This is a genomic window from Dyella sp. LX-66 (genome assembly GCF_018599165.1).
In the GTDB taxonomy this organism is placed as follows: Bacteria; Pseudomonadota; Gammaproteobacteria; order Xanthomonadales; family Rhodanobacteraceae; genus Dyella_D; species Dyella_D marensis.
In genome coordinates this window covers 104982-126581 of the sequence record NZ_JAHFVJ010000011.1, presented here as the reverse complement: position 1 = coordinate 126581, position 21600 = coordinate 104982, and the positions used below count along the sequence as shown (strand labels likewise).

Below are 21600 nucleotides of genomic sequence, written 5' to 3'. Positions count from 1 at the left end.
GGCTATCGCTTCCAGCAGGTAGTGGAGGTGCCCGAGGCGGTCTTGCTGCCGTCGCTGCCCAGCTTGAGCGTGCCGCAGCCGCTGTCGCGGGTCTGGTTGCCGATCGGGGTGGCGGTGATGGTGTAGCTGGGCGGCGGGCCGGAGCTGGTGGCCACCGCGATGCTGTAGTTCGGCGAGACCGTATCGGGCAGCGCGCCGTAGCCGAGCAGGGCATTGCTGGTGGTGTATTGCCGGCTGTCGATCATGTAGCGCTCCTGCGCGCTGGACATGTCGAGCATCACCGTCTCCGCCGCCGCGCGGTTGGCGCGCAGCATGTAGCGGTAATAACTGGGGATGGCCAGCGCGGCGAGGATGGCGATCACCGCCACCACCACCATCAGCTCGATCAGGGTGAAGCCGCGCGCAGCGGCGCGCCGCGCATGCCTGCCGGGCGGTGTGGCGATGAATGGCGAAACTGGCGCGACCATGTGAAAGCTCCCCCCAATGAGTTCACTTGGTCATTCCGCGGCGCCGCCTTAATTCGAAAATCCGCCGGCATCGCTGGGAATGGCAAGTGAAGCGTAGGTATCGGGAATATCTGATGTCAATTTGCCGCTCGGCCGTTTTCCTATAATCGCGGCCCTAGGCCATCAGGTGTAACAGCCGGTTATCACCCTGGATGGCGGGGAAATCATATGCATCAGGCGTGCCGGGGAAAGTCAGGCGCAAGCCTGGCCGAACGAAAACACGAAAAATCGCTTTCCGGCCGATTTTTCACGAAATAACGGCATTAATTTTCGTTAATCGACCGGGCGTCTCTATATCTTTCGGTCTATGCTTTTTGCGGTTATTTAAAGCGGCCCGACGAAAAAGGTCTTTTGCGCCTCATTTGGTCACCCGCCGGCGCATTGGCCTATGCATTCCGTGCGGGCGTCGTCGTAAGGATCCGCTAAGCAAACTGCGTTACCAAGACGGCCAGCTGGCCGTCCGTGGGTACCTGGCGTTCTGCGCCTCACGACGGCCATGGCAAAGCGTTGCCGGCAGCGTCGAGCGTTATGGCCGCAGGGGGATGGCGCGAACCGGTCTCGAGAGAGGGCGATCGATCGTTCGTTGAACCTAGACCAGGGAGACCATCATGTTCCTCAAGCAGACCGGCGCCGCGGGCGCCGCGTTGTGTATCGCCGTGGGCGCGTCGTGCATGGCAGGCGCGCATGCGCAGGACCAGTCCGGCGCGCAGGTGACGCCGGCCGCGCAGCACGACACGCTGCATTCGTTGCGCGGGGTGATGCCGCGCCCCGACGACTTCTCCAAGAGCCCGCACGAGCATGCGGCGCGCCCCTTGCCGTGGATCGACGGCCCCGGCTCGCCGCCCGACGGCGCCGTGCAGGACAGCGCCACCGGCGCCGCGCCGACCGCCGGCAGCGGCGTGGACGGCGTGGGCCAGGGCTTCAGCGGGCCACAGGGCGCGTTCACCGTGGACAGCGCGCCGCCGGATACCAACGGCGCCGTGGGCGCCACCCAATACGTGCAACTGGTGAACAGCGCCTTCGCGGTGTTCGACAAGGCGAGCAAGCAGGTGGTGTACGGGCCGGTGCAGACCAACACCTTGTGGTCCGGCTTCGGCGGCCCCTGCGAGACCGACAACGACGGCGACGGCGTGGTGGTGTACGACAAGGCCGCCGGCCGCTGGATCATCACGCAGTTCGCCGTTACCGCGGCGCCGTATTACCAGTGCGTGGCGGTCTCCGCCACCAGCGACGCCACCGGTGCGTACTACCGCTACGCGTTCAACTACGGCAGCGTGTTTCCCGATTACCCGAAGCTGGGCGTGTGGCCGGACGCCTACTACATCACCTTCAACATGTTCAGCGGCAACAGCTTCTCCGGCGCCAAGCTGTGCGCCTACGACCGCAACGCGATGCTGAGCGGGCAGGCGGCGACGCAGCAGTGCTTCCAGCTCGGCAGCAGCTACGGCAGCGTGTTGCCGGCGGATCTGGACGGCGCCACCGCACCGCCCGCAGGCGCGCCGAATTACCTGATGAACTTCGGCACCAACAAACTCAATCTGTGGAAGTTCCACGTCGACTGGAGCAACAGCGCCAACAGCACGCTGAGCGGGCCGACCGCCATTCCGGTCGCTTCGTTCTCGGCGGCCTGCAGCGGCGGCACCTGTATTCCGCAGTCGGGGACGAAGCAGAAGCTGGACTCGCTGGCGGATCGCCTGATGTTCCGCCTGGCTTACCGCCATTTTGCCGATCACGAATCGCTGGTGGTCAGCCATTCGGTAAAGGTCGGCACCAGCAAGCAGAACCCGTACACCGGCGTGCGCTGGTATGAAGTCCGCAACCCCGGCGCTACGCCGGTGGTGTACCAGCAATCGACCTATTCGCCGGATACCACCTATCGCTGGCTCGGTTCAGTGGCCATGGACAAGCAAGGCAATATGGCGCTCGGCTACAGCGCATCGAGCAGCGCCATCCATCCGGCCATCCGCTACACCGGCCGCCTGGCCACCGATGCGCTCAACACCATGCAGGCCGAGGCGAGCATCGTCGAGGGCACCGGCTCGCAGAGCGGCAACAATCTTTCGCGCTGGGGCGACTACAGCGCGATGACGGTGGATCCGGTGGACGACTGCACGTTCTGGTACACCAACGAGTATCTGAAGACGACCGGCTCGTTCAACTGGAGCACGCGGCTGGCGTCGTTCAAGTTCCCGGCTTGCCAGTAAGCCTCGCGTCCGTTGCGCCATGCAAAACCCCGCTTGTAAAAGCGGGGTTTTGTTTTGCCTTCAGCCGCGCAACACGCACCGCAGCGTGTCGACGATGCGCGCGAATTCGTCGTCCCGCAGCCAGGGGCTGTTGCTGATGGTGAGCGAGCGCGCGGCGAAGTCGCGTGCGTTGGGCAACTCGGTTGCCGGCACGATGTCGCGCAGGTAGCCGTAGTCCGGCAGGGCGTGGATGAACAGGCGGCTGACGCCGAGGCCGGCGGTCCACAGCGTGTCGAGCGCGGCATCGCGCGCGGCGGCAGTGGGCAGGGTGAGCAGCAGGAAGGGCCAGGCGCCCTGCGTGCCCGGCGCGTCGTCGAACACGGTGACGCCGGGCAGCGTGCGCAAGGTTTCGAGGCGCGACTGCGCCTGCTTGCGTGTGAAGTCGAGAAAGCCGGGCAGGCGGGCGAACGCGGCGGTGCCCACGCCTTGGCGCCAGCGGCCGAGCGGATGCAGCGGAATATCGGGGCCGAAATCGTCGCCCACCGCGGCTACCGGATCGCCTTCGGCCAGCGCCTCGCGCAAGGGCTTGCCGTAGACCGCGTAGAGCAGCGAGGGGCGATAGGCGACCGCATAGCCGAGCAGTTCCGCCGCGCGCTGCAGGCTCCAGCGCGGGCTCGAACGGATCACCTCGCGGCGGCTCGCCATGAAGGCCTCGCGCAGTTCGGCATCGCGCGCAATCAGCACGCCGCCTTCGTACAGCGTGAGTCCCTTGCCCACCGCCAGGCTGAAGAAGCCGGCGTCGCCCTGCAGGCCTACGCTGGCGCCGCCGCGGCGGGCGCCCAGCGCCTGCGCGGCGTCTTCCAGCACATAGGCACCGCAGTCGCGCGCGACCGCCATGGCGGCCGGTACGTCGACCACGCGGCCGGCCAGATGGGTCGGCACGATGGCCAGGGTGCGCGGGCCGCACAGCGCGCGCAGCTGCGCGGCGTCCATGTCGATGCTGCCGGGAGCGAGATCGCACAGCTTCAGTTGCAGGCCCGCGCGATGGATCGCCAGCGCCACCAGCGGGCAAGTCCAGGCCGGCACCACCACTTCGTCGCGCTGCGGGCGCAGGCGGTGCATGGCATGCAAGGCCACCACCATGGCGGCGGTGCCGGAGCATTCGAGTTGCGGCTGCGCCACGCCGAGCCAGCCGGCCAGCTGCGCGGCGAAGCGTGCGCGGCGCGGCAGCAGGTCCGACAGGCGCAGCGGCAGGCCGGCGGTGGGCGGCAGCTCGCGGCGCATGCGGCTCAGTCTCCGGCGGAAACGCCGAGCGCGCCCTTGGCCTCGGTGGGCGCATCGCCTTCGGGATGCGCACCGCTCTCGGCCAAGGCGAGGCAGACGATGCCGGCCACGATCACCAGCGCGCCGATCACGCGCGCCCAGGTCAGCGGCTCGTTGAACAGCCAGATCGAAAACAGCATCACGCTGACCACTTCCAGATGGGTCACCGCGAAGGCCGGGCCGATCGGCGCGTGCTTGAGCAGGGTCATCCAGGTGAAGAAGTTGCCGACGTAGCCGACCACCGCCAGGTAGATCCACGGATGGCCGAACACGCGCACGATCCAGGCCCAGTTGGCCTCCGGCGGAAACGCGTGGTTGCCGGCGTACTTGAAGGCCAGCTGCACCACGGTGTCGAACGCCACCAGGATCAGGAAGCCGAAGAAATAGAAGCGCCCCAGGCGCTGTGGCGTCGATGCCATGCGCTCAGCCTCCACCGGCGATCCCCACGATGCAGACGCCGGCGGTGACCAGCAGGATGCCGGTGACGCGCAGCGGGGTGAGCTTCTCGCGGAACAGGATGCGCCCCGCGATCATGATCACCACGATGTTGATGGAACCGAGCAGCACGCCTTCGGAGAGATCGACCAGCGAGAGAAAGGCGATCCACACCAGGAACTCGGCCACATAGGAGCCGATGCCGATCCAGATCCACGGCCGCGCGGCCATGTAGCGCCAGCGCGCCAGGCCGTCGCCCGCGTTCGGGTCGCCGGCGGCGGCTTTGAAGGACAGCTGGCCGACCGTGTCCAGGGTGACGTTGAGCAGCCACAGCGTGACGGCGAGCGGGCTCATCGGCGCGCTCAGGCCGCGGCGCGCGCGGCGGCTGCCGCGGCCGGGTCGGCGATGCGGCCGAAGAAATCGGCGGAACGGTCGATCAGCAGGCGGCGTTCGCGGTCGATGGTGATCATGTGGTAGCTGTCTTCCAGCAGCAGCATCTCCACCGGACCGGACACCCCGCGTTCGACCAGGCGCGCATTCTCGACGCTGGCGATGTCGTCTTCGGTGGCATGCGCGATCAGGCAGGGCGCGGTGACCTTGGGCAGGTCGCGCTTCACCACCGCGGCCATCTTGTACATCTCGGCCAGCGACGGCCACGGATTGCCGGGCAGGCCGGCCGCGGCGCTGTCGCCGCCGAGCATCAGCGAACTGATCTGGGCGCGGATGCGCTCGTCGCGCAGGCCGTAGGGTTCTTCTTCCTGCACCATCCACTTGCGGCCGATGCCGAGGCGGATCGCCAGCGGCAGCAGGAACGACAGCTTGCCGTACCACGGCGTGGCCCAGCCGTCGTAGCGGAAGGTGGCGCCGTACACGCCCACGCCCTTGACCAGGTCGGGACGGTCGGCGGCGAGCTTGAGCGCCAGCACGGCGCCCATCGACAGGCCGGCCACGAACAGGTGGTCGAGCTGGCTGGCGTAGCGCTCGGCGGCGGTCTTTACGCTCTCGTACCAGTCGTTCCAGTCGGTGGCGAGCAGGTCGTCGGCGTCGCCGCAGTGCCCGGCCAGCTGCATGCCGTAGACATCGAAGCCGGCGCGGTTCAGGCCCTTGCCGACCAGGCGCATTTCGGCCGGGGTGCCGGTGAGGCCGTGGATCAGCATGACGCCGGCGCGCCCGCCTTCGAAGCGGAATTCGACGTTCTGGATCACGGCTGGGGGCCCAGGCTGGGAGAGGTTTGAAGCGTAACGGCTGGGCGCATGATTTCGCGAGAAAGGCTGAGACTGACCGTGCCAGTCTGGCCGGAGGCTCTTTCTAAAAACTTTCGACCTGCTTGCGGATCCGGGACTTAGCGGCGCCGGATCGTGCGCCTCAGCGCCCGTTGAAGCGGCTGACGCCGATCGACAGGCCGATGCTGCCGGTGGGGTGCGAGCAGTCGCCGGTGCGCTGGGTGATGTTCACCGCGCCGCTGTTGTAGGTGCCGGAACCCCAGTGATTGCCGGTGACCACGCCCATGCCCACGCTGCCGTGCACCTGGGGCTGGTTGTAGGTGGCGTCGTCGCAGTGCGGGCGGCTGGCCTCGGCTTCCGCCTCGTCCTGGGCGGCAGTGCGGCCGCTGGTGTCACCGTAGTAGACGCCGGGGGCGGGGCGATTGGCGTTCGCGCTGGGGCGGGTGTTGACCGGGTCCATCGCGGGCGGGGCGTCGCCGGGCCTGGCCGGCGCGGCGGCGGTGCTGGCACTGGCCGGCACGCTGCCGGGTGGGAGCTTGAGGTTGAGGCCGCCGGCGGTCTGCGCCTGGGCGGTGGCGGCGAGCAGGGCGGTGGCGAGCGCGATGGGGATGAGCTTGGTGTTCATGGGGTGACTCCGGGTGCGCTGCCGATAACGGTTGGGGCGGGAGAAACGTGCACAACGGGGTTGGATGGCCCGGCGTGCAATGAAGTTCCGTCATGAAACTCTTCTCCCCTCCGGGCGACCCGAAGGTAGTCCCTGTGGGAGAGAAGATGCCGGCAGGCAGATGAGGGGCCAATCTTCCGACCCCGTTGATACGGAAGCGAAGAAAAGCTGTTGAGCTTGAGAAGACCCTCAGCTCACGTCTCCGCCCGGCCCCTCACCCCGACCCTCTCCCCGGAGGGGAGAGGGGGAAGAGCGGGTTACGGCACTTCGGCGGTCCACTCATGCTTGTGGAACTTGTTCGCCGCCAGTTCGCGCGCCCGCGCCAGCTCGTCCGGCTTCAACGCCCCGTCGCGCAGGCCGTGCAGGCGGCGGAAGGTGTCGATCATGCGCTGGATCACCGCCTCGCGCGGCAGGCCGGTCTGGCTGCGCAGCGGGTCGACGCGCTTGGCGGCGCTGGCGGTGCCCTTGTCCGAAAGTTTCTCGCGGCCGATGCGCAGCACGTCGAGCATCTTGGCCGCGTCGATGTCGTAGGCCATGGTCACGTGGTGCAGCACCGCGCCGGCATGGCGCATTTGTGCCGCGCCGCCGATCTTGCCGGCGGCGGAGGCGATGTCGTTCAGCGGCTGGTACCAGGCTTCGATGCCCAGTTCGCGCAGCGCCTCGATCACCCACGCATCCATCAGCGCGTACGACTCCTGGAACGACAGGCCTTCGACCAGGCTCAGCGGCGCATAGATGGAATAGGTGATGGTGTTGCCCGGCTCGATGAACATCGCGCCGCCGCCGCTGATCCGCCGCACTACTTCGATGCCGTGGCGGTGCGCGCCGTCCAGGTCCACTTCGTTGCGCAGCGACTGGAAGCGGCCGATCACCACCGCGGGCGAAGCCCATTCCCACACCCGCAAGGTCGGCGCGCGGCGGCCGGCGGCGACTTCGTCGGTCAGCACCTGGTCCAGCGCCATATGCAGCGCGGGCGGCTGCGGGTCCTGGTGGATCAGCTCCCAGCCGTGCGCGCTCCACTCGCTGCGGCTCATGCCTGCGCGCCTTCGTGCAGGGCGCGGCGCACGGCCACGGCGATGGCTTCCGGCGAGATGCCGTACATCAGCACGTCGGCGCTCAGCGCGCTCTGGATGGCGAAGGCGAGGGCGGCTTCGTCGGCGCTGGCGCTGCGGCCTTCCAGCGCGGCGTTGATGTCGCGCAGCGCGCGGTCCGGTTCCAGGAAGAAATCGCCGCTGACCTGCACGCGGCACAGGCGCCCGGCGTGGACGTCCAGATCCACCACCACCAGCTTGCCGCCAGGCATCTTGTATTCGCCGTGCATGTGCAGCCTCCGGCAGATCGCCGCCCCGGCGCACCGGGGCGGCGCGATGGATCAGCCCGTGGTTTCGATCCGCTCCACGCGGCGCAGGCCGCGCGGCAGCACACCGCCGCGGCTGGCGCGGTTGCCGCCGAATTCCACCAGGTCGGACCAGCGCAGGGTCAGCTTGCGCTGGCCGGCGTACAGGGTGACTTCGCCCTTGCCTTCGGTCACCACCGCCACGCCGGCGACGCGTTCGTCGCCCGAGCTGAGCTTGCTCTTGGGAATCTCGATCAGCTTGTTGCCCTTGCCCTTGTCCAGCTCCGGCAGCTCGGCCACCGAGAACATCAACAGGTGGCCTTCGGTGGTGACCACCACCAGGCGGTCGCGCGAAGGATCGGGGCTGACCTGCGGCGGCAGCACGCGCGCGCCGTCGCCCAGGGTGAGCATCTGCTTGCCGGCCTTGTTGCGGCCGGTTAGCGCTTCGAAGCGGGTGACGAAGCCGTAGCCGAAGTCGGTGGCCAGGATCAGGCGCGTGTCGTTGTCGCCCGCGCACAGCGCGTCGAAGCTGGCGCCGGCCGGCGGGCTGAAGCGGCCGGTCAGCGGCTCGCCGTTGCCGCGCGCGGAAGGCAGGGTATGCGCCGCCGTGGAATAGCTGCGGCCGGTGGAATCGATCACCGCGATCTGCTGCGTGGTGCGCGCCTTCACCGCGGCGAGCAGGCTGTCGCCCTCGCGGTACGAGAGGCCTTCGGCGTCCACGTCGTGGCCCTTGCCGGCGCGGATCCAGCCCTTCTGGCTGAGCACCACGGTGACCGGCTCGCTCGCCACCAGGGCGCTTTCGTCCAGCGCCTGCGCGGCTTCGCGCTTGACCAGCGGCGAGCGGCGCTCGTCGCCGAACTTGGCGGCGTCGGCGCGCAGTTCTTCCTTGATCAGGCCCTTGAGCTTGGCCGGCGACTTCAGCAGCACGTTGATGCGGGCGCGTTCTTCTTCGAGCTGGTCGCGCTCGGTGTTGATCTTCATTTCCTCGAGGCGGGCCAGCTGGCGCAGCCTGGTTTCGAGGATGTAGTCGGTCTGTTCTTCGCTGAGCTTGAAGCGGGCCATCAGCACCGGCTTGGGCTCGTCCTCGGTGCGGACGATGCGGATCACCTCGTCCAGGTTGAGGTAGGCGATGCGCAGGCCTTCCAACAGGTGCAGGCGGCGCTCCACCTTGGCCAGGCGGTGCTCCAGGCGGCGCGTCACGGTGGCGGTGCGGAAGCTCAGCCACTCGGTGAGGATGCGCTTGAGGTCCTTGACCTGCGGACGGCCGTCCAGGCCGATCATGTTGAGGTTGACGCGGTAGCTCTTTTCCAGATCGGTGGTGGCGAACAGGTGCTGCATCACCTCGTCCGGATCGATGCGGTTGGAGCGCGGCACCACCATCAGGCGGATCGGGTTCTCGTGGTCGGACTCGTCGCGCAGGTCCTCGATCATCGGCAGCTTCTTCGCGCGCATCTGCGCGGCGATCTGCTCCAGCACCTTCGAAGGGCTGACCTGGTGCGGCAGCGCGGTGATCACGATGTTGCTGTCTTCGCGCTGGTACACGGCGCGCGCGCGCAGCGAGCCGACGCCGCTCTGGTAGATCGCCAGCAGCTCGTTGCGCGGGGTGATGATCTCCGCTTCGGTCGGATAGTCCGGACCCTGGATGTGCTCGCACAGGTCGGCCACCGTGGCGTCCGGATCGTCGAGCAGGCGGATGCAGGCGCTGACCACTTCGCGCAGGTTGTGCGGCGGGATGTCGGTGGCCATGCCCACGGCGATGCCCATCGAGCCGTTGAGCAGCACGTGCGGCACGCGCGCCGGCAGCCAGCTGGGTTCTTCCAGGGTGCCGTCGAAGTTGGCCACCCAGTCCACCGTGCCCTGGCCCAGCTCGCCCAGCAGCGCCTCGGCGATGGGGCTGAGCTTGGATTCGGTGTAGCGCATCGCCGCGAAGCTCTTCGGGTCGTCGGGCGAGCCGAAGTTGCCCTGGCCGTCGACCAGCGGATAGCGGTACGAGAACGGCTGCGCCATCAGCACCATGGCTTCGTAGCAGGAGCTGTCGCCGTGCGGATGGAATTTGCCGATGACGTCGCCGATGGTGCGCGCGGATTTCTTCGGCTTGGAGGTGGCCGAGAGGCCCAGCTCGCTCATCGCGTAGACGATGCGGCGCTGGACTGGCTTCAGGCCGTCGCCGACGAAGGGGAGGGCGCGGTCGAGGACCACGTACATGGAGTAGTCGAGGTAGGCGCGCTCGGCGTATTCCTTGAGTGGGATTTGTTCGAAGTTGGCTTGCAGGTTCATTTAGTTACGGGGGGCGAGGTGGCGCGCGGGGCGCGCGGGTAGGGCCGGGATGGTGCCAGATTGCACCTTTGGCGTCATTTCTGTGCTGGTCATCCTGGCGGAGGCCTTCCTACTCGTCATCCCGGCGTAGGCCGGGATCCAGTGGCGGTATCGCCTGGTTTTCGCGGTGGCGCGAACTGGCCGCTTATGCAGCGGGCATTTCGTGCGCCTGCCGGCGCCCGAGTCACTTTTTCTTTGCTGGCCCAAAGAAAAAGTAACCCAAAAGAAATGGCCTTAGAGCAACGGCTCGCGACGCGACTAGAAGGAGCAGTGAGCGGCTGCGGTAACCGGATTAACCAGAGTCGACACGGGCCAGGGGGCGGTTTCGTGACGTGCGCTTCAACGTGCCGTTGCCGAGAGGACGTTCAAGAACCGAGGCCAGCTTTTGCTCTTCGCCCCTGTATGCGACGCCACCGCACTTCTCCCTCTCCCCTCCGGGGAGAGGGTCGGGGTGAGGGGCCGGGCGGAGCGGGGAGCGGAGTGTCGTTACAAGCTCAAAAGCGCTATTGACGCTGCACTTCGATGCCGAGCTTCTCCAACTGCTTCTGCAGGCTGTCGGGGCCGGCGAGGTGGCCGGCGCCTACGGCCACGAACGTCACGCCGGGCTGTTTCATGCGTTCGGCGATGTTCTTTGCCCAGGCCTCGTTGCGTTTTACCAGCATGCGGTCGTAGAGCTCGGGGGAGCCTTTGCGGAGGTCTTCGTCTTCGATGCGGGCGATTTCGTCGGTGTCGCCGCGGCGCCAGGCGTCGATCAGGTCGCGGAGGCGGGCGGGGCCTTGGGAGACTTCGTCGAGGCTTTGGCGGAGGAAGGAGAGTTGGAGGGGTTCGGGCATGTCGGCGAGCATGCGTAGTTGCTGCTCGGCGGTTTCCAGGCCTTCGACGGGTTTGTTGGCTTTTTCCATCAGGGTGCGCAGGGTCTTGTCGACGCCTTGGGCGGGGTCCATGCCGGCGCGGACCAGGGGGCCTACGGCCAGGGAGACGGCGGCGAGCCAGGGGCGCATGGCCTGGAGGGTGGCGGCGCCGCCGGGGAGCTGGGCTTCTTCGGCGGCGCGTTCCAGGCGGTGGCGGTCGCGTTCAGAGAGCTTGCTGGACAGCGGGTGCGCGGGGTCGAGGCCGTACTTCATCACCAGCGCCTGCATGTTGGCGGGGTTGTCGTCGGTCAGTTCGATCACCAGGCGGCTGCTGGCGCCGAGGGCCTGGTCCAGCTGCCTGGACGACCAGTTGGCGTCGGACGGCAGCAGGTGCACGGTGCCGAACAGGTAGACGGTGGCCTGGTCCTTCTTCGCCACCCACAGGCCGGGGTTGGCGAAGGCGGGAGCGGCGAGCAGCAGGCACAGCGCGAACAGGACGCGGATACGGCGGAACGGCTTCAACGGCAACTCCAGGTGGGACGGCGGGCGGGTGTCAGTGCGTGGCTTGGCCGGCTTCGACGTCGTGCAGGAAGCGGGTGAGGCCGTCGAAGTAGGTGCGCTGGTCATCGTACATCGCCATATGGCTGCCCTTGGGGCACAGCAGGAAGCGGCCCTGCGGCAGCTTCTTCGCCATCGAGGCCATGTAGGCGGGGTCCATGGTGTCGTACTGCGCGCCGATCACCAGGGTGGGCACGCGGATCTGGTGCAGGTCCTTGCTGCGGTCCCAGTGCTCCAGGCGGCCGCTGGCGCCCAGTTCGCTGGGGCCTTGCATCAGCGTGTAGACGCGCTCGTTCAGATGCGCGAAGGCGCGCTGCACCGGATCGGGCCACTGCGCCTCGGGCATGCGCAGTACGTGCTGCTCGTAGTGCATGGGGGTGAGGATCTGCATGTAGCGCGGGTCGGCGGTGCGGCCGCTGGCTTCGAGCTGCTTGGCTTCGGCCAGCAGCTTGGGATCCATCGCCGGCTCCAGCACCTTTTTCGCGTACACGTTATAGGCGGGGATCGAATCCACCATGTTGGAAATCACCAGGCACTTCAGGTGCTGCTGGTATTTCAGCGCGTACTCCATGGCCAGGATGCCGCCCCAGGAGTGGCCGAGCAGGCAGAAGTTGTCCTTGTCCAGGTGCAGCGCCTGGCGCACCTGCTCCACTTCCTCGACGAAGCGCGCGGTGGTCCACAGCGAGTCGTCCTTGGGCTGGTCGCTGTAGGCCGAGCCGAGCTGGTCGTAGTAGTAGTACTCGACGCCGGCGGCGGGCATGAAGCTGTCGAAGGCTTCGAAGTATTCGTGGGTGGCGCCGGGGCCGCCGTGCAGCAGCAGGAGTTTCAGCTTCGGGTTGTTGCCCACGCGCTTGGTCCACACGCGGAACTTGCCCTTGGGGGTGTCGATCACGATGGTCTTGACGCCGCCGCTGAGCACGTCGTCGCGGCCGCTGTTGTCGAAATAGCTGGCGGGGTTGCTTTGGGCGGGCGCGTCGGCGGCATGCGCGGCGCACAGGCACAGCAGGGCGGCCAGGGTGGCAAGCAGGCGTTTCATCGCGACTCCCCTCATCGACGGCGCTTGGAATACGGCACTATCCCGCGCCCGTTGCACGGCGGCAAGCCGCGGGATTCAGCGCGGCACGCGGTAGCCGCCGGGCACACCCTCGGGACTGAGCGTGAGCTGCCACAGCTGGTCGCGCCGGCTGCGGAACACCGCCGCCGACACCGACAGGTAGAACTGCCACATGCGGCGGAAGCGGTCGTCGTAGTTGCCGGCCAGGCGCGGCCAGGCCGCGTCGAAATTGGCGCGCCAGGCGTCCAGGGTGCGGGCGTAGTCGGCGCCGAAGTTGTGCCAGTCCTCGACCACGAACAGGTCCTGCAGGGCCTCGGCCACTTGCTGCGCGGAGGGAATCATCGAGTTCGGGAAGATGTATTTCTCGATCCACGGGTCCGGCCGCGACGGCGCGCCGTTGCTGCCGATCGAATGCAGCACGAACAGGCCGCCCGGCTTCACGCAGCGGCGCGCCACTTCGAAATAGGTGCGGTAGTTGAGCGCGCCGACGTGCTCGAACATGCCGATCGAGAACACCGCGTCGAAGTGTTCGTCCAGCTCGCGGTAGTCCTGCAGGCGGATTTCCACCGGCAGCCCGGCGCACAGCTCGCGCGCGAACTCGGCCTGTTCCTGCGAGACGGTGACGCCCACGCCCGCCACCCCGTAGCGCTCGGCCGCGAACTTCAGCGCCTCGCCCCAGCCGCAGCCGATGTCCAGCACGCGCTGGCCGGGCTGCAGGCGCAGCTTGCGGCAGACCAGGTCGAGTTTCGCGGCCTGGGCGTCGTCGAGGTTGTCCGCCTCGGCCCAATAGCCGCAGGAATACACCAGCCGCTTGCCCAGCATGGCCTGGAACAAGTCGTTGCCCAGGTCGTAGTGGACGCGGCCGATCTCGTAGGCATGCTCGCCGCGCTGCAGGTTGATGAAGCGGGCTTTCAGGTGCGCCAGCAGCGTGTCCAGCGTTTTCAATTCCTGGTCCACGTGCGAGCGCAGCAGGCGGGTGAACATGCCGGGCAGGTCTTCGGCGTCCCACCAGCCGTCCATATAGGCCTCGCCCAGGCCGAGCGAGCCGTGGGCGAACACGCGGGCGTAGAGGTCGTCGTCGTGCACGCGCAGATCGGTGGGAGCGCCGCCATCGAGATGGATGCCGGCGTGTTCCAGCAGGGTGACGGCGCGTTGCTTCAGCGAATCCCGGCTCATGCGTGCCTCGCGGTGGGATGGAACGTAAGGAATCAGTGCTTGCCGAGCACCTCGAAGCCTGCGGCCAGCGATGCATAAACCACGTCGACGCCGGCCGCGCGCACGGCGGCGAGCAGCGTGCCGGCACGGGTTTCATCCAGCAGGAATTCGACCTTGACCGGCAAGTCGTCGGCCAGATCGAAGAACTGCTCCTCGTGCAGCACGCCATGGCGACCGTAGCCGGCAATGGCGCGGAAGGCCGAGCCGCCGCCGATGCCCTGGTGCCTGGCCAGCTCAAGCAGCCATTCGTGCACCAGCTTGCCGTCGTGGCGGGCGCGCTGGCGGCAATAGAAGATCAGCAGGCCGCCTTGCTGGATGCTGTCGTTGTTCATCCGGGCTTCTCCTTCAGGCGCGCAGCAGCAGGCGGGTGGCGGCGATGCCGGCGATGGTCATCGCGATCGAACCCACCAGGTGGAAGGCCACGTGGCCGGCGAACCACAGGTATTGCTGGCGCAGCAGCAGGGTGGTCGCTTCGGCCGAGAACGTGGAGAAGGTGGTCAGGCCGCCGAGGAAGCCGGTGGCGACGAACAGGCGCAGTTCCGGCGGCAGGGTCTGGTAGTGATCGAACACGCCCAGCACGCAGCCCATCAGCAGGCCGCCGACCAGGTTGGCGGCGAGCGTGCCCAGCGGCACGGTGGGAAACAGGGGGTTGAGCAGCACGCCAAGCATCCAGCGCAGCCAGCAGCCGAGGGCGCCGCCGATGCCGATGACCATGAATCCGGTGTAGCTCACGTGCAGTCTCCTAAAGGGGTTACAGCCCTCCGGAACCAGGCACGCGCCTGCGCCCCGGCGCGAGCCGGTGTGCAGGCATCATCAGCGCCGGGTCCCGAAGCGAAGGCATCGGGCCGCGGCGCGGTTCGTCCGTATCGACACGGAACGGGAGGCATGCCATCTCCCTTGCCTTGGGCATGCTAGCCGAAGGTGTCGGCATGGCGCCAACCCTGAGCTGACGAGTGGACCATGCGGCCCGGATGGCGCGCCCCTATACTCGCAAGCCTCGCGCCCCCTCTCGTTGCACGCCATGAATGCCACTCCCCGCGCCGTGCAGCGCAGTCTGCCGGTGCTGCTCGCGGGCCTGTCGATGATCGGCCCGTTTTCCATCGATGCGGTGTTCCCCGCGTTCCCGCTGATCGGGGCGCAGTTCGGCGTGGACAACGCGCAGCTGCAGCAGCTGATCAGCGTGTATCTGCTTACCTACGCGGCGATGAGCCTGTTCCACGGCGCGCTGTCGGACGCGGTGGGCCGCAAGCCGGTGCTGGTGACCGGCATCGCGGTGTATGCGCTGGCCTCGGCGGGCGCGGCTCTGGCTACGTCGTTTCCGATGCTGCTGGCCTGCCGCGGCCTGCAAGGCATGTGCGCGGGCGCCGGCCTGGTGGTGGGGCGCGCCATCGTGCGCGACTGCTACGAAGGCGCGGCGGCGCAGCAGCTGATGTCGCGGGTGATGATGATCTTCAGCATCGCGCCGGTGGTTGCGCCGATGGTGGGTGCGCAGATTCTTTATTTCGGCAGCTGGCACGGCATCTTCTGGGTGCTGATGGGTTTCACCGCGGTGCTGGCCACGGCCCTGGTGCTACTGCTGCGCGAAAGCCATCCGCCGGAGGCGCGCACGCGTTTCGCGCCGCGCGAGCTGCTGGCCGGCTATGTCGGCTTCGGACGCGACCTGCCGTTCCGGCCGCTGCTGGTGTCGTGCTCGGTGAACTTCGCCGGGTTGTTCCTGTATATCGCCTCGGCGCCGCGCATCGTGCGCGACCTGCTGCACCTGTCGGCGCAGGGCTTTCCCTGGCTGTTCCTGCCGGTGGTGGCGGGGTTGATGACCGGCGCATGGCTGTCCGGCCGGCTCGCGGTGCGGCGCAGCCAGGTCTATACGGTGAACCTGGGGTACGCCTCGATGCTGGCGGCCTGCGTGCTGCATGTGCTGTTCGCGCTGGCGATGCCCGATCCGGTGCTGCCGTGGTCGATGCTGCCGCTGATCCTGCATGGCATCGGCGTGCAGCTGGCGTTCCCGACGCTGACCCTGCTGCTGCTCGACCGCTTTCCGCATCACCGCGGCGGTGCGTCCTCGGTGCAGGCTTTCGCCAGCCTGCTGTTGTGCAGCGTGGTGGCCGGTGTGCTGTCGCCGCTGCTGGCCGGCCACATGCTTTATCTGGCGCTGGGCGCGTCGGGGCTGACGGTGCTCGGCTGGGTGTCGTGGCGGTGGTATCGGCGCGCGGTAGAGACGCGCGAAGCGGTAGGCGAAACGGCGTAGGTTGGGGTGAGCCGCAGGCGAACCCCAACGATGCGATGCATTTGAAGGTGGCGATGTTGGGGTTCGCCTTCGGCTCACCCCAACCTACACCGTGTCGAAGATCGGGTGTCCCTGCGCATCGAGCAGCGCATGCTCGACCAGCCACTGCCGCGCGTTCTCCGCATCCTCGGCGAACCACGCCGCGGTGGAGCCCAGGCGGAAGCTGTAGCCCCAGGCATCCATATCCGCCATCAGGCGCGCGCGGCCGACGCCGGGCAGCTCGTCGGCCAGCACGATCTGCAGATAGCAGGTGGCGTCTTCTTCGGCGATCGAATCGGTGGCGTCGGTATGCACCTGCGCGCGCCGCTCAGGCGGCAGCACGATCAGATGGCCGGCCTCGTGCAGCAGCGAATGCACCGGTGTGTCGCCGCGCGCGTAGACCACGGTGCCGATGATGCCGGCTTCCTCGTCGCCCCAGAAGCTGCCGGGTATCGGCTGCTCGTCGGGCACGCGCTGCAAGCTCAGGCCGTAGCGGGCGAGCAGGGCGCGCGCGCGTTCTTCCTGGATGTCGGCCAGGCGCAGCACGTGGGGCGGGGCGGGGGTGTCTGGCATGCGTCGCTGCGCTAGGGGCGGCTGCCCGGCGCGGAAGTCCATGAGGGAAAGACACCGGCGGGCGCGCTGGCCCGCCGGCGGTGCATCAGCCGGCGACCGGAGCGGTCGAACCGGGCTTGTCGTTCTCGGGCAGGGCGACGGAGAGTTCCAGCACCTCGTGCCCGCTGTCGCGCTCGACGTTGATGTTGATCGCTTCGATGTCCACGTGGACATATTTCTTGATCACTTCGAGCAGCTCGTTGCGCAGCAGCGGCAAGTAGTCGGGCGCTCCGCGGGTGGAGCGCTCCTGCGCCACGATGATGCGCAGGCGCTCCTTGGCCACCACGGCGGACGGCTCAGGCCTGCGCTTGAGGAAATCAAGAATACCCATCGCGTTCAACCTCCGAATACGCGCTGGAAGAAGCCCTTCTTCTGCACTTCGAGGAAGCGCAGCGGGCGCTCTTCGCCCAGCAGGCGGGCCACGGTGTCGGTATAAGCCTGGCCGGCATGCGAGGTCTCGTCGAGAATCACCGGCACGCCCGAGTTGGATGCGGCCAGCACGTTTTCCGATTCCGGAATGACGCCGACCACCGAGATGCCGAGGATGTCCTCCACGTCCTTGACGCTGAGCATTTCGCCCACCGCCACGCGCGCGGGGTTGTAGCGGGTCAGCAGCAGGTGCTGCTTGATCGCGTCCTCGCCCTTTTCGGCGCGGCGGGTCTTGCTGGACAGCAGGCCCAGGATGCGGTCGGAATCGCGCACCGAGGAGACTTCCGGATTGACCACCACCACCGCGTGGTCGGCGAAGTACATGGCCAGGTGCGCGCCCTTTTCGATGCCGGCGGGCGAGTCGCACACGACGTAGTCGAAGCCCTCGTCGGACAGGCCCTGCAGCACCTTCTCGACGCCCTCCTGGGTGAGCGCGTCCTTGTCGCGCGTCTGGCTGGCGGCCAGCACGTAGAGGGTCTCGTAGCGCTTGTCCTTGATCAGGGCCTGCTTGAGCGTGGCCTCGCCGTGCACGACGTTGACGAAGTCGTACACCACGCGGCGCTCGCAGCCCATGATCAGGTCGAGGTTGCGCAGGCCGACGTCGAAGTCGATCACGGCGACCTTCTTGCCCTGGATGGCCAGGCCGGTGGCGAGCGAGGCGCTGGTCGTGGTCTTGCCCACGCCACCTTTGCCCGAGGTGACTACGATGATCTCTGCGGTCAAGGGTTCATCTCCCAGAATTTGTTTTTTGTAATGGTGTTGCGATTAGTAATGTCGCGATCGTTGCAGGCGGGCGGCGCCGCGTCAAAGTTTCGCGATCAGCAATTTTTCACCGTCGAGCCAGCATTGCACAGCCTGGCCTTCGAGGTCCTTCGGCAACTGTTCAAAGACGCGGTAGTGGCCGGCGATGGCCACGAGTTCCGCGCGAAAGTCGGACACGTAGATGCGCGCCTTGGCGTCGCCCTGGGCACCGGCCATGGCGCGGCCGCGCAGGCCACCGTAGATATGGATGCTGCCGTCGGCGATCACCTCGGCGCCGTTGGCGACGCCGCCGGTGACGATCAGGTCGCGATCGCGCGCATAGATCTGCTGGCCGGAGCGCACGGTGCCGTCGTGGTACTGGCCGCCGAGCCCGGCGGGCGCGGGTTCCGCCTCGCGCGCGGCGGGTGCGGGTGCCGGAACCGGTGCGGCGGCGGGCGCTGCCGGCGCCGGCGCGGCGGCCGGCGGGGCGATGCTGCCGCCGTCGGCGGGTTCGTAGGCGGCGCGGAACTTGGCCAGCAGCGGCAGGCCCATGCGGCGCGACAGCGCCTCGGTCTCGCTGGTGCCGTAGGCCAGGCCCACCGGCAGCATGCCGGCGCTGCGCACCGCTTCGAGCAGGGCGTCGACGATGCCGTCGTCGGGCAGGTTGAGCAGGTGGCTGAAGTCGAGGATCACCGCGGCGCGGGAAAACAGCTGCGGCGCGGTGCGCACGCGGCGCTCCAATTCCTCGAACAGCGCGGCGGCGTCGGGACGGCGCACGCGCACGCTGGCAATACCGACCTGGCCGAAGCGCAGGTCGCAGACATCGGTGGTATCCATGCGGGCATTCACGGGCGCCGCTCTCCAGCGAGGCGGCGCTTGTCATTGTTATGGGTGGGACGGGGACGCTCGGCCAGCCAGCTCACGTCGGGCAGGCCGCCGCGCTCCAGGTAGGTTTCGCGCACATAGGGGTAGCTGGGCAGTTCCTTGGCCAGCAGGCTGACCTGCGGACCTTCCTCGCCCATGCGCTGCTGGCCGACTTCCTGGAAGCCGTAGGTGCCGTGGAACAGCAGCACCTTGTCGTCGCGCGGCTCCAGGAACACCTCGCAGGTGAGCAGCGGCGCGCGCACTTCGGCGTAGCTGGTCACGTCGCAATAGAAGATGCGGCCCAGGCCGTGGCGGCGGTAGGCATTGGCGATGACGATGCGGTCGATATAGACGAACTGCGCATAGCGCTCGCCGAACCACTGGTAATTGGTGCTGTCGTAGCCGCCGCCCTCGCGCAGGGCGATCAGGAAACCGGCGATGTGGCCGTCGATCTCGGCCACGCGGAAATAATCGGCGTGGTCGTAGAAGTAACGCAGTTGCCCGGCGTCCAGGGCGAGGATGGTGCGCCCGGCGGCGTTGTTGAGCGCCAGCACGGCATCCAGGTCGTGCTCGCGCACGTCGCGGATGGCAAGGGCCATTCGTTGCTCCGCAATAGATGTTGCTAAAGAGATTGCTCGGGACAGACCGGCTGACGGCCCCACGTATCGGGGCGCATTATGACACGGGGGCAGGGGGCGCACATATCACGGCGCACCATGTAAAACCTTTGTAAAGCGCACAGTGCGGTGGCCGCGGGCCTGCCTGCCATGGCTTCTGGCAGGGATGGGCCAGTGACTTCTCGCGCATTGCACCACGGGACCTCCGGCCTATGATGCTTCGCATGCGATGGTCCAACTTCAATCATATCCGGCTGCTGCGCCTGACCGGCCTGTTCGCCTACGTCTGTTCCGGCACGCCGCTGATCATCCAGTGGGCGGTCGAGCGCATGGACCGGCTGCACCAGCCCAATTTCGCGCTGCTGCTGTGGTCGCTGTTCTATCTGCTGTTCGGCGTGCTGTACCTGCTGCTGACCAGCAACCTGGGCTCGCGCCGCAACCTGGGGGCGCGCCTGGTCGGCCTGACCCTGATCACCGCCTCGGCCCTGGCCGTGGGCTGGTACAGCCATAGCGGCCTGTCGGCGATCCTGATGGTGGTGTCCTCGGTGATCCTGCCGTGGCTGCTGCCGTTCTGGCTGAGCGTGGCGTGGATCCTGCTGCAGTGCCTGGGCCTGGCCGTGCTGTTCTCGACCTTCCCGGAATTCAACTACAGCGTGACCCTGGCCCTGCTGCAGGCTTGCATCTATACGGGCTTCTCGGCGGTGGGCTTCGTCGCCTCGGTCATCGCCAGCCAGCAGGCCGAGGAGCGCGAGATGCAGCGCCGGCTCAATTCCGAGCTGCGCGCCACCCGCGCCCTGCTGGCCGAATCCACCCGCATCGCCGAGCGCATGCGCATCGCGCGCGACCTGCACGACCTGGTCGGCCACCACCTCACCGCGCTCACTTTGAACCTGGAAGTGGCCAGCCACCTGAGCAACCCCGCCGCGGCCGAGCACGTGCTCAAGGCCCAGGCCACCGCCAAGCACCTGCTCAGCGACGTGCGCGAGGTGGTCAGCGAGCTGCGCCAGGACGACGCCATCGACCTGACCCAGGCGCTGCGCAGCCTGGTCGAAGGCGTGCCGGGCCTGAACGTGCACGTGGAGACGCCGCCGCGCTTCAGCGTGGAGGACCCGCGCCGCGCCCAGGTGCTGCTGCGCGTGGCGCAGGAAATCATCACCAATACCGCCCGCCATGCCGGCGCGCGCAACCTGTGGCTGGACTTCTGCTACGACGAAGCCGGCGTGCTGCAGCTGCGTGCGCGCGACGACGGCCGCGGCGCCGACCAGTTCCGCCCCGGCAACGGCTTGTCGGGCATGCGCGAGCGGCTGGCGGAATTCGGCGGCACGGTCCAGGTGGACACCGCCGCCGGCCAGGGCTTCGCCCTCAACGTCAGCTTGCCGCTGGGCGAGGAATCGGCCCTGGCGCATGCGCCGACCCGCTTCGAGCCGCCCGCCCTGAGCGTGTCGTGAGTCCGCACCGCCTGCCTTCAGCCATGCCAGAATGGGCGGCCGGCCTGGAAGGCCGCGCCGCTGTCTATCCCGTCGTCCCCGGCGATGGCGCCGGGGAACGCAATCGCTCCGAGGAACCGCGATGATTTCCGTGTGTCTTGTCGACGACCAGAACCTGGTACGCCAGGGCGTTCGCTCGCTGCTGGATCTGGCTGAGGACATCCGCGTCGTGGCCGAATGCGCCGACGGCGCCCAGGCCGTGCAGGACATCCCCCGCATCAAGCCCGACGTAGTGCTGCTGGACCTGCGCATGCCGAACATGAGCGGCCTGGAAGTGCTGCAGGCGCTGTCCGCCCGCAACGAACTGCCGCCGACCATCATCCTCACCACCTTCGACGACGACCAGCTGGTGCTGCAGGGCCTGAAGGCCGGCGCCCGCGGGTATCTGCTTAAAGATGTGTCACTGGAACAGCTGGTGGAAGCGGTGCGCACCGTCGCCGCGGGCGGTTCGCTGGTGGCGCCGATGGTCACCCAGCGCCTGCTGGCCGGCGTCGGCCGCATGCAGAACCAGTTCACCAGCCTCGAGCAGCCGGACCCGCTGACCGAGCGCGAGACCGAGATCCTGCGCCTGCTGTCCGGCGGCTACAGCAACAAGGAGATCGCCAACTCCCTGAAAGTGGCGGAGGGCACCGTGAAGAACCACGTGTCCAACATCCTCTCCAAGCTCGGCGTGCGCGACCGTACCCGCGCCGTGCTCAAGGCGCTGGAACTGGGCATCGTCTAAGGCCCCGCGCAGGCTCCGGAAGGCCCATTCCGGGGCCTTTCGGGGCGCCCTCCGGGGCGGATAGCGTTCCAGGCCATGAACCGGTACCATCGGTGGCTTCGGCGCTGGCCGACCCCTGTCACGAATGCGATTCCTTCGGGCTTTTCATAAGGAAGCGCATCCGTGCCGGACCGGTCTCCGGCGACGCACTCGTGCCGCC

The 21600-nt window shown here is 67.8% G+C and carries 23 protein-coding genes and 1 riboswitch; of the genes, 4 read left to right on the top strand and 19 right to left on the bottom strand.

Annotated features, from left to right (window positions below; all coding sequences use genetic code 11):
• Window positions 1-2: 2 nt before the first annotated feature.
• Window positions 3-467 (bottom strand): type IV pilin protein, encoded by a 465-nt coding sequence (locus KK141_RS18825; protein ID WP_214572640.1) that lies wholly within the window; start codon window positions 465-467, stop codon window positions 3-5.
• Between the two features lie 647 nt (window positions 468-1114).
• On the opposite strand from KK141_RS18825, the gene KK141_RS18820 reads away from it, so the two are divergent.
• Window positions 1115-2710 carry a hypothetical protein gene (locus tag KK141_RS18820; protein WP_250901865.1) on the top strand — a complete coding sequence of 532 codons (1596 nt, stop codon included), beginning with the start codon at window positions 1115-1117 and terminating at the stop codon, window positions 2708-2710.
• Between the two features lie 60 nt (window positions 2711-2770).
• Here the strand turns inward: KK141_RS18820 and KK141_RS18815 are convergent, their stop codons facing one another.
• From KK141_RS18815 to crcB, 13 genes are all read right to left on the bottom strand, one after another.
• Window positions 2771-3973 (bottom strand): DegT/DnrJ/EryC1/StrS family aminotransferase, encoded by a 1203-nt coding sequence (locus tag KK141_RS18815; protein ID WP_214572639.1) that lies wholly within the window; start codon window positions 3971-3973, stop codon window positions 2771-2773.
• A 5-nt stretch (window positions 3974-3978) separates the two neighbouring features.
• Window positions 3979-4431, bottom strand: a complete 453-nt coding sequence (locus KK141_RS18810; protein ID WP_214572638.1) for an EamA family transporter — start codon at window positions 4429-4431, stop codon at window positions 3979-3981.
• A gap of 4 nt (window positions 4432-4435) precedes the next feature.
• Window positions 4436-4801, bottom strand: coding sequence for an EamA family transporter (locus KK141_RS18805; protein WP_167257799.1), 366 nt, complete (start codon window positions 4799-4801; stop codon window positions 4436-4438).
• An 8-nt stretch (window positions 4802-4809) separates the two neighbouring features.
• A complete protein-coding gene (locus tag KK141_RS18800) occupies window positions 4810-5652 on the bottom strand; it encodes an alpha/beta fold hydrolase (RefSeq protein ID WP_214572637.1) in 843 nt (280 codons plus the stop codon).
• 160 nt (window positions 5653-5812) lie between these two features.
• Window positions 5813-6295: a hypothetical protein gene (locus KK141_RS18795; RefSeq protein WP_214572636.1), complete on the bottom strand. Its 483-nt coding sequence runs from the start codon at window positions 6293-6295 to the stop codon at window positions 5813-5815.
• A 296-nt stretch (window positions 6296-6591) separates the two neighbouring features.
• A complete protein-coding gene (locus tag KK141_RS18790; RefSeq protein WP_214572635.1) occupies window positions 6592-7368 on the bottom strand; it encodes a biotin/lipoate A/B protein ligase family protein in 777 nt (258 codons plus the stop codon).
• Entirely contained in the window at window positions 7365-7655 is a 291-nt protein-coding gene (locus tag KK141_RS18785) for a biotin--protein ligase (RefSeq protein ID WP_214572634.1), read from the bottom strand. The genes KK141_RS18790 and KK141_RS18785 overlap by 4 nt, the downstream gene beginning before the upstream one ends.
• Before the next feature lie 51 nt (window positions 7656-7706).
• Window positions 7707-9947 (bottom strand): DNA topoisomerase IV subunit A, encoded by a 2241-nt coding sequence (parC, locus tag KK141_RS18780; protein WP_214572633.1) that lies wholly within the window; start codon window positions 9945-9947, stop codon window positions 7707-7709.
• Window positions 9948-10489: 542 nt separating this feature from the next.
• Window positions 10490-11359 (bottom strand): TraB/GumN family protein, encoded by an 870-nt coding sequence (locus KK141_RS18775; protein WP_250901864.1) that lies wholly within the window; start codon window positions 11357-11359, stop codon window positions 10490-10492.
• A 31-nt stretch (window positions 11360-11390) separates the two neighbouring features.
• A complete protein-coding gene (locus KK141_RS18770) occupies window positions 11391-12431 on the bottom strand; it encodes a proline iminopeptidase-family hydrolase (RefSeq protein WP_214572631.1) in 1041 nt (346 codons plus the stop codon).
• 75 nt (window positions 12432-12506) lie between these two features.
• Window positions 12507-13625, bottom strand: a complete 1119-nt coding sequence (gene cfa / locus KK141_RS18765; RefSeq protein WP_214572630.1) for a cyclopropane fatty acyl phospholipid synthase — start codon at window positions 13623-13625, stop codon at window positions 12507-12509.
• Between the two features lie 32 nt (window positions 13626-13657).
• Window positions 13658-13996, bottom strand: coding sequence for a DUF190 domain-containing protein (locus KK141_RS18760; RefSeq protein WP_214572629.1), 339 nt, complete (start codon window positions 13994-13996; stop codon window positions 13658-13660).
• A gap of 13 nt (window positions 13997-14009) precedes the next feature.
• Window positions 14010-14396 carry a fluoride efflux transporter CrcB gene (gene crcB, locus KK141_RS18755; RefSeq protein ID WP_214572628.1) on the bottom strand — a complete coding sequence of 129 codons (387 nt, stop codon included), beginning with the start codon at window positions 14394-14396 and terminating at the stop codon, window positions 14010-14012.
• A gap of 65 nt (window positions 14397-14461) precedes the next feature.
• Window positions 14462-14569: riboswitch (Fluoride riboswitch) on the bottom strand.
• A 116-nt stretch (window positions 14570-14685) separates the two neighbouring features.
• Here crcB and KK141_RS18750 point away from each other — a divergent pair.
• Window positions 14686-15909 carry a multidrug effflux MFS transporter gene (locus KK141_RS18750; RefSeq protein WP_214572627.1) on the top strand — a complete coding sequence of 408 codons (1224 nt, stop codon included), beginning with the start codon at window positions 14686-14688 and terminating at the stop codon, window positions 15907-15909.
• A gap of 84 nt (window positions 15910-15993) precedes the next feature.
• Here KK141_RS18750 and KK141_RS18745 read toward each other — a convergent pair whose 3' ends face one another.
• The 5 genes from KK141_RS18745 to KK141_RS18725 form a co-directional block, all read right to left on the bottom strand.
• On the bottom strand, window positions 15994-16500 hold the full coding sequence (locus KK141_RS18745; protein WP_214572626.1) for a hypothetical protein: 507 nt from the start codon (window positions 16498-16500) through the stop codon (window positions 15994-15996).
• Window positions 16501-16585: 85 nt separating this feature from the next.
• Window positions 16586-16870 carry a cell division topological specificity factor MinE gene (minE, locus tag KK141_RS18740; RefSeq protein ID WP_167257787.1) on the bottom strand — a complete coding sequence of 95 codons (285 nt, stop codon included), beginning with the start codon at window positions 16868-16870 and terminating at the stop codon, window positions 16586-16588.
• Between the two features lie 5 nt (window positions 16871-16875).
• A complete protein-coding gene (gene minD / locus KK141_RS18735; protein WP_214572625.1) occupies window positions 16876-17691 on the bottom strand; it encodes a septum site-determining protein MinD in 816 nt (271 codons plus the stop codon).
• Between the two features lie 81 nt (window positions 17692-17772).
• A complete protein-coding gene (gene minC, locus KK141_RS18730; RefSeq protein ID WP_214572624.1) occupies window positions 17773-18558 on the bottom strand; it encodes a septum site-determining protein MinC in 786 nt (261 codons plus the stop codon).
• Window positions 18555-19172 (bottom strand): GNAT family N-acetyltransferase, encoded by a 618-nt coding sequence (locus KK141_RS18725; RefSeq protein WP_214572623.1) that lies wholly within the window; start codon window positions 19170-19172, stop codon window positions 18555-18557. The genes minC and KK141_RS18725 overlap by 4 nt, the downstream gene beginning before the upstream one ends.
• 242 nt (window positions 19173-19414) lie before the next feature.
• On the opposite strand from KK141_RS18725, the gene KK141_RS18720 reads away from it, so the two are divergent.
• Together KK141_RS18720 and KK141_RS18715 are read left to right on the top strand one after the other, a co-directional pair.
• A complete protein-coding gene (locus tag KK141_RS18720; protein ID WP_167257783.1) occupies window positions 19415-20638 on the top strand; it encodes a sensor histidine kinase in 1224 nt (407 codons plus the stop codon).
• Between the two features lie 121 nt (window positions 20639-20759).
• Window positions 20760-21401, top strand: a complete 642-nt coding sequence (locus tag KK141_RS18715; protein ID WP_026635939.1) for a response regulator transcription factor — start codon at window positions 20760-20762, stop codon at window positions 21399-21401.
• The last annotated feature ends 199 nt before the right edge of the window (window positions 21402-21600 follow it).

Coding starts and splice junctions, on each gene's coding strand:
- KK141_RS18825 (WP_214572640.1), bottom strand. CDS start 467: ATGGTCGCGCCAGTTTCGCCATTCATCGCCACACCGCCCGGCAGGCAT.
- KK141_RS18820 (WP_250901865.1), top strand. CDS start 1,115: ATGTTCCTCAAGCAGACCGGCGCCGCGGGCGCCGCGTTGTGTATCGCC.
- KK141_RS18815 (WP_214572639.1), bottom strand. CDS start 3,973: ATGCGCCGCGAGCTGCCGCCCACCGCCGGCCTGCCGCTGCGCCTGTCG.
- KK141_RS18810 (WP_214572638.1), bottom strand. CDS start 4,431: ATGGCATCGACGCCACAGCGCCTGGGGCGCTTCTATTTCTTCGGCTTC.
- KK141_RS18805 (WP_167257799.1), bottom strand. CDS start 4,801: ATGAGCCCGCTCGCCGTCACGCTGTGGCTGCTCAACGTCACCCTGGAC.
- KK141_RS18795 (WP_214572636.1), bottom strand. CDS start 6,295: ATGAACACCAAGCTCATCCCCATCGCGCTCGCCACCGCCCTGCTCGCC.
- KK141_RS18790 (WP_214572635.1), bottom strand. CDS start 7,368: ATGAGCCGCAGCGAGTGGAGCGCGCACGGCTGGGAGCTGATCCACCAG.
- KK141_RS18785 (WP_214572634.1), bottom strand. CDS start 7,655: ATGCACGGCGAATACAAGATGCCTGGCGGCAAGCTGGTGGTGGTGGAT.
- parC (WP_214572633.1), bottom strand. CDS start 9,947: ATGAACCTGCAAGCCAACTTCGAACAAATCCCACTCAAGGAATACGCC.
- KK141_RS18770 (WP_214572631.1), bottom strand. CDS start 12,431: ATGAAACGCCTGCTTGCCACCCTGGCCGCCCTGCTGTGCCTGTGCGCC.
- cfa (WP_214572630.1), bottom strand. CDS start 13,625: ATGAGCCGGGATTCGCTGAAGCAACGCGCCGTCACCCTGCTGGAACAC.
- KK141_RS18760 (WP_214572629.1), bottom strand. CDS start 13,996: ATGAACAACGACAGCATCCAGCAAGGCGGCCTGCTGATCTTCTATTGC.
- KK141_RS18750 (WP_214572627.1), top strand. CDS start 14,686: ATGAATGCCACTCCCCGCGCCGTGCAGCGCAGTCTGCCGGTGCTGCTC.
- KK141_RS18745 (WP_214572626.1), bottom strand. CDS start 16,500: ATGCCAGACACCCCCGCCCCGCCCCACGTGCTGCGCCTGGCCGACATC.
- minE (WP_167257787.1), bottom strand. CDS start 16,870: ATGGGTATTCTTGATTTCCTCAAGCGCAGGCCTGAGCCGTCCGCCGTG.
- KK141_RS18725 (WP_214572623.1), bottom strand. CDS start 19,172: ATGGCCCTTGCCATCCGCGACGTGCGCGAGCACGACCTGGATGCCGTG.
- KK141_RS18720 (WP_167257783.1), top strand. CDS start 19,415: ATGCGATGGTCCAACTTCAATCATATCCGGCTGCTGCGCCTGACCGGC.
- KK141_RS18715 (WP_026635939.1), top strand. CDS start 20,760: ATGATTTCCGTGTGTCTTGTCGACGACCAGAACCTGGTACGCCAGGGC.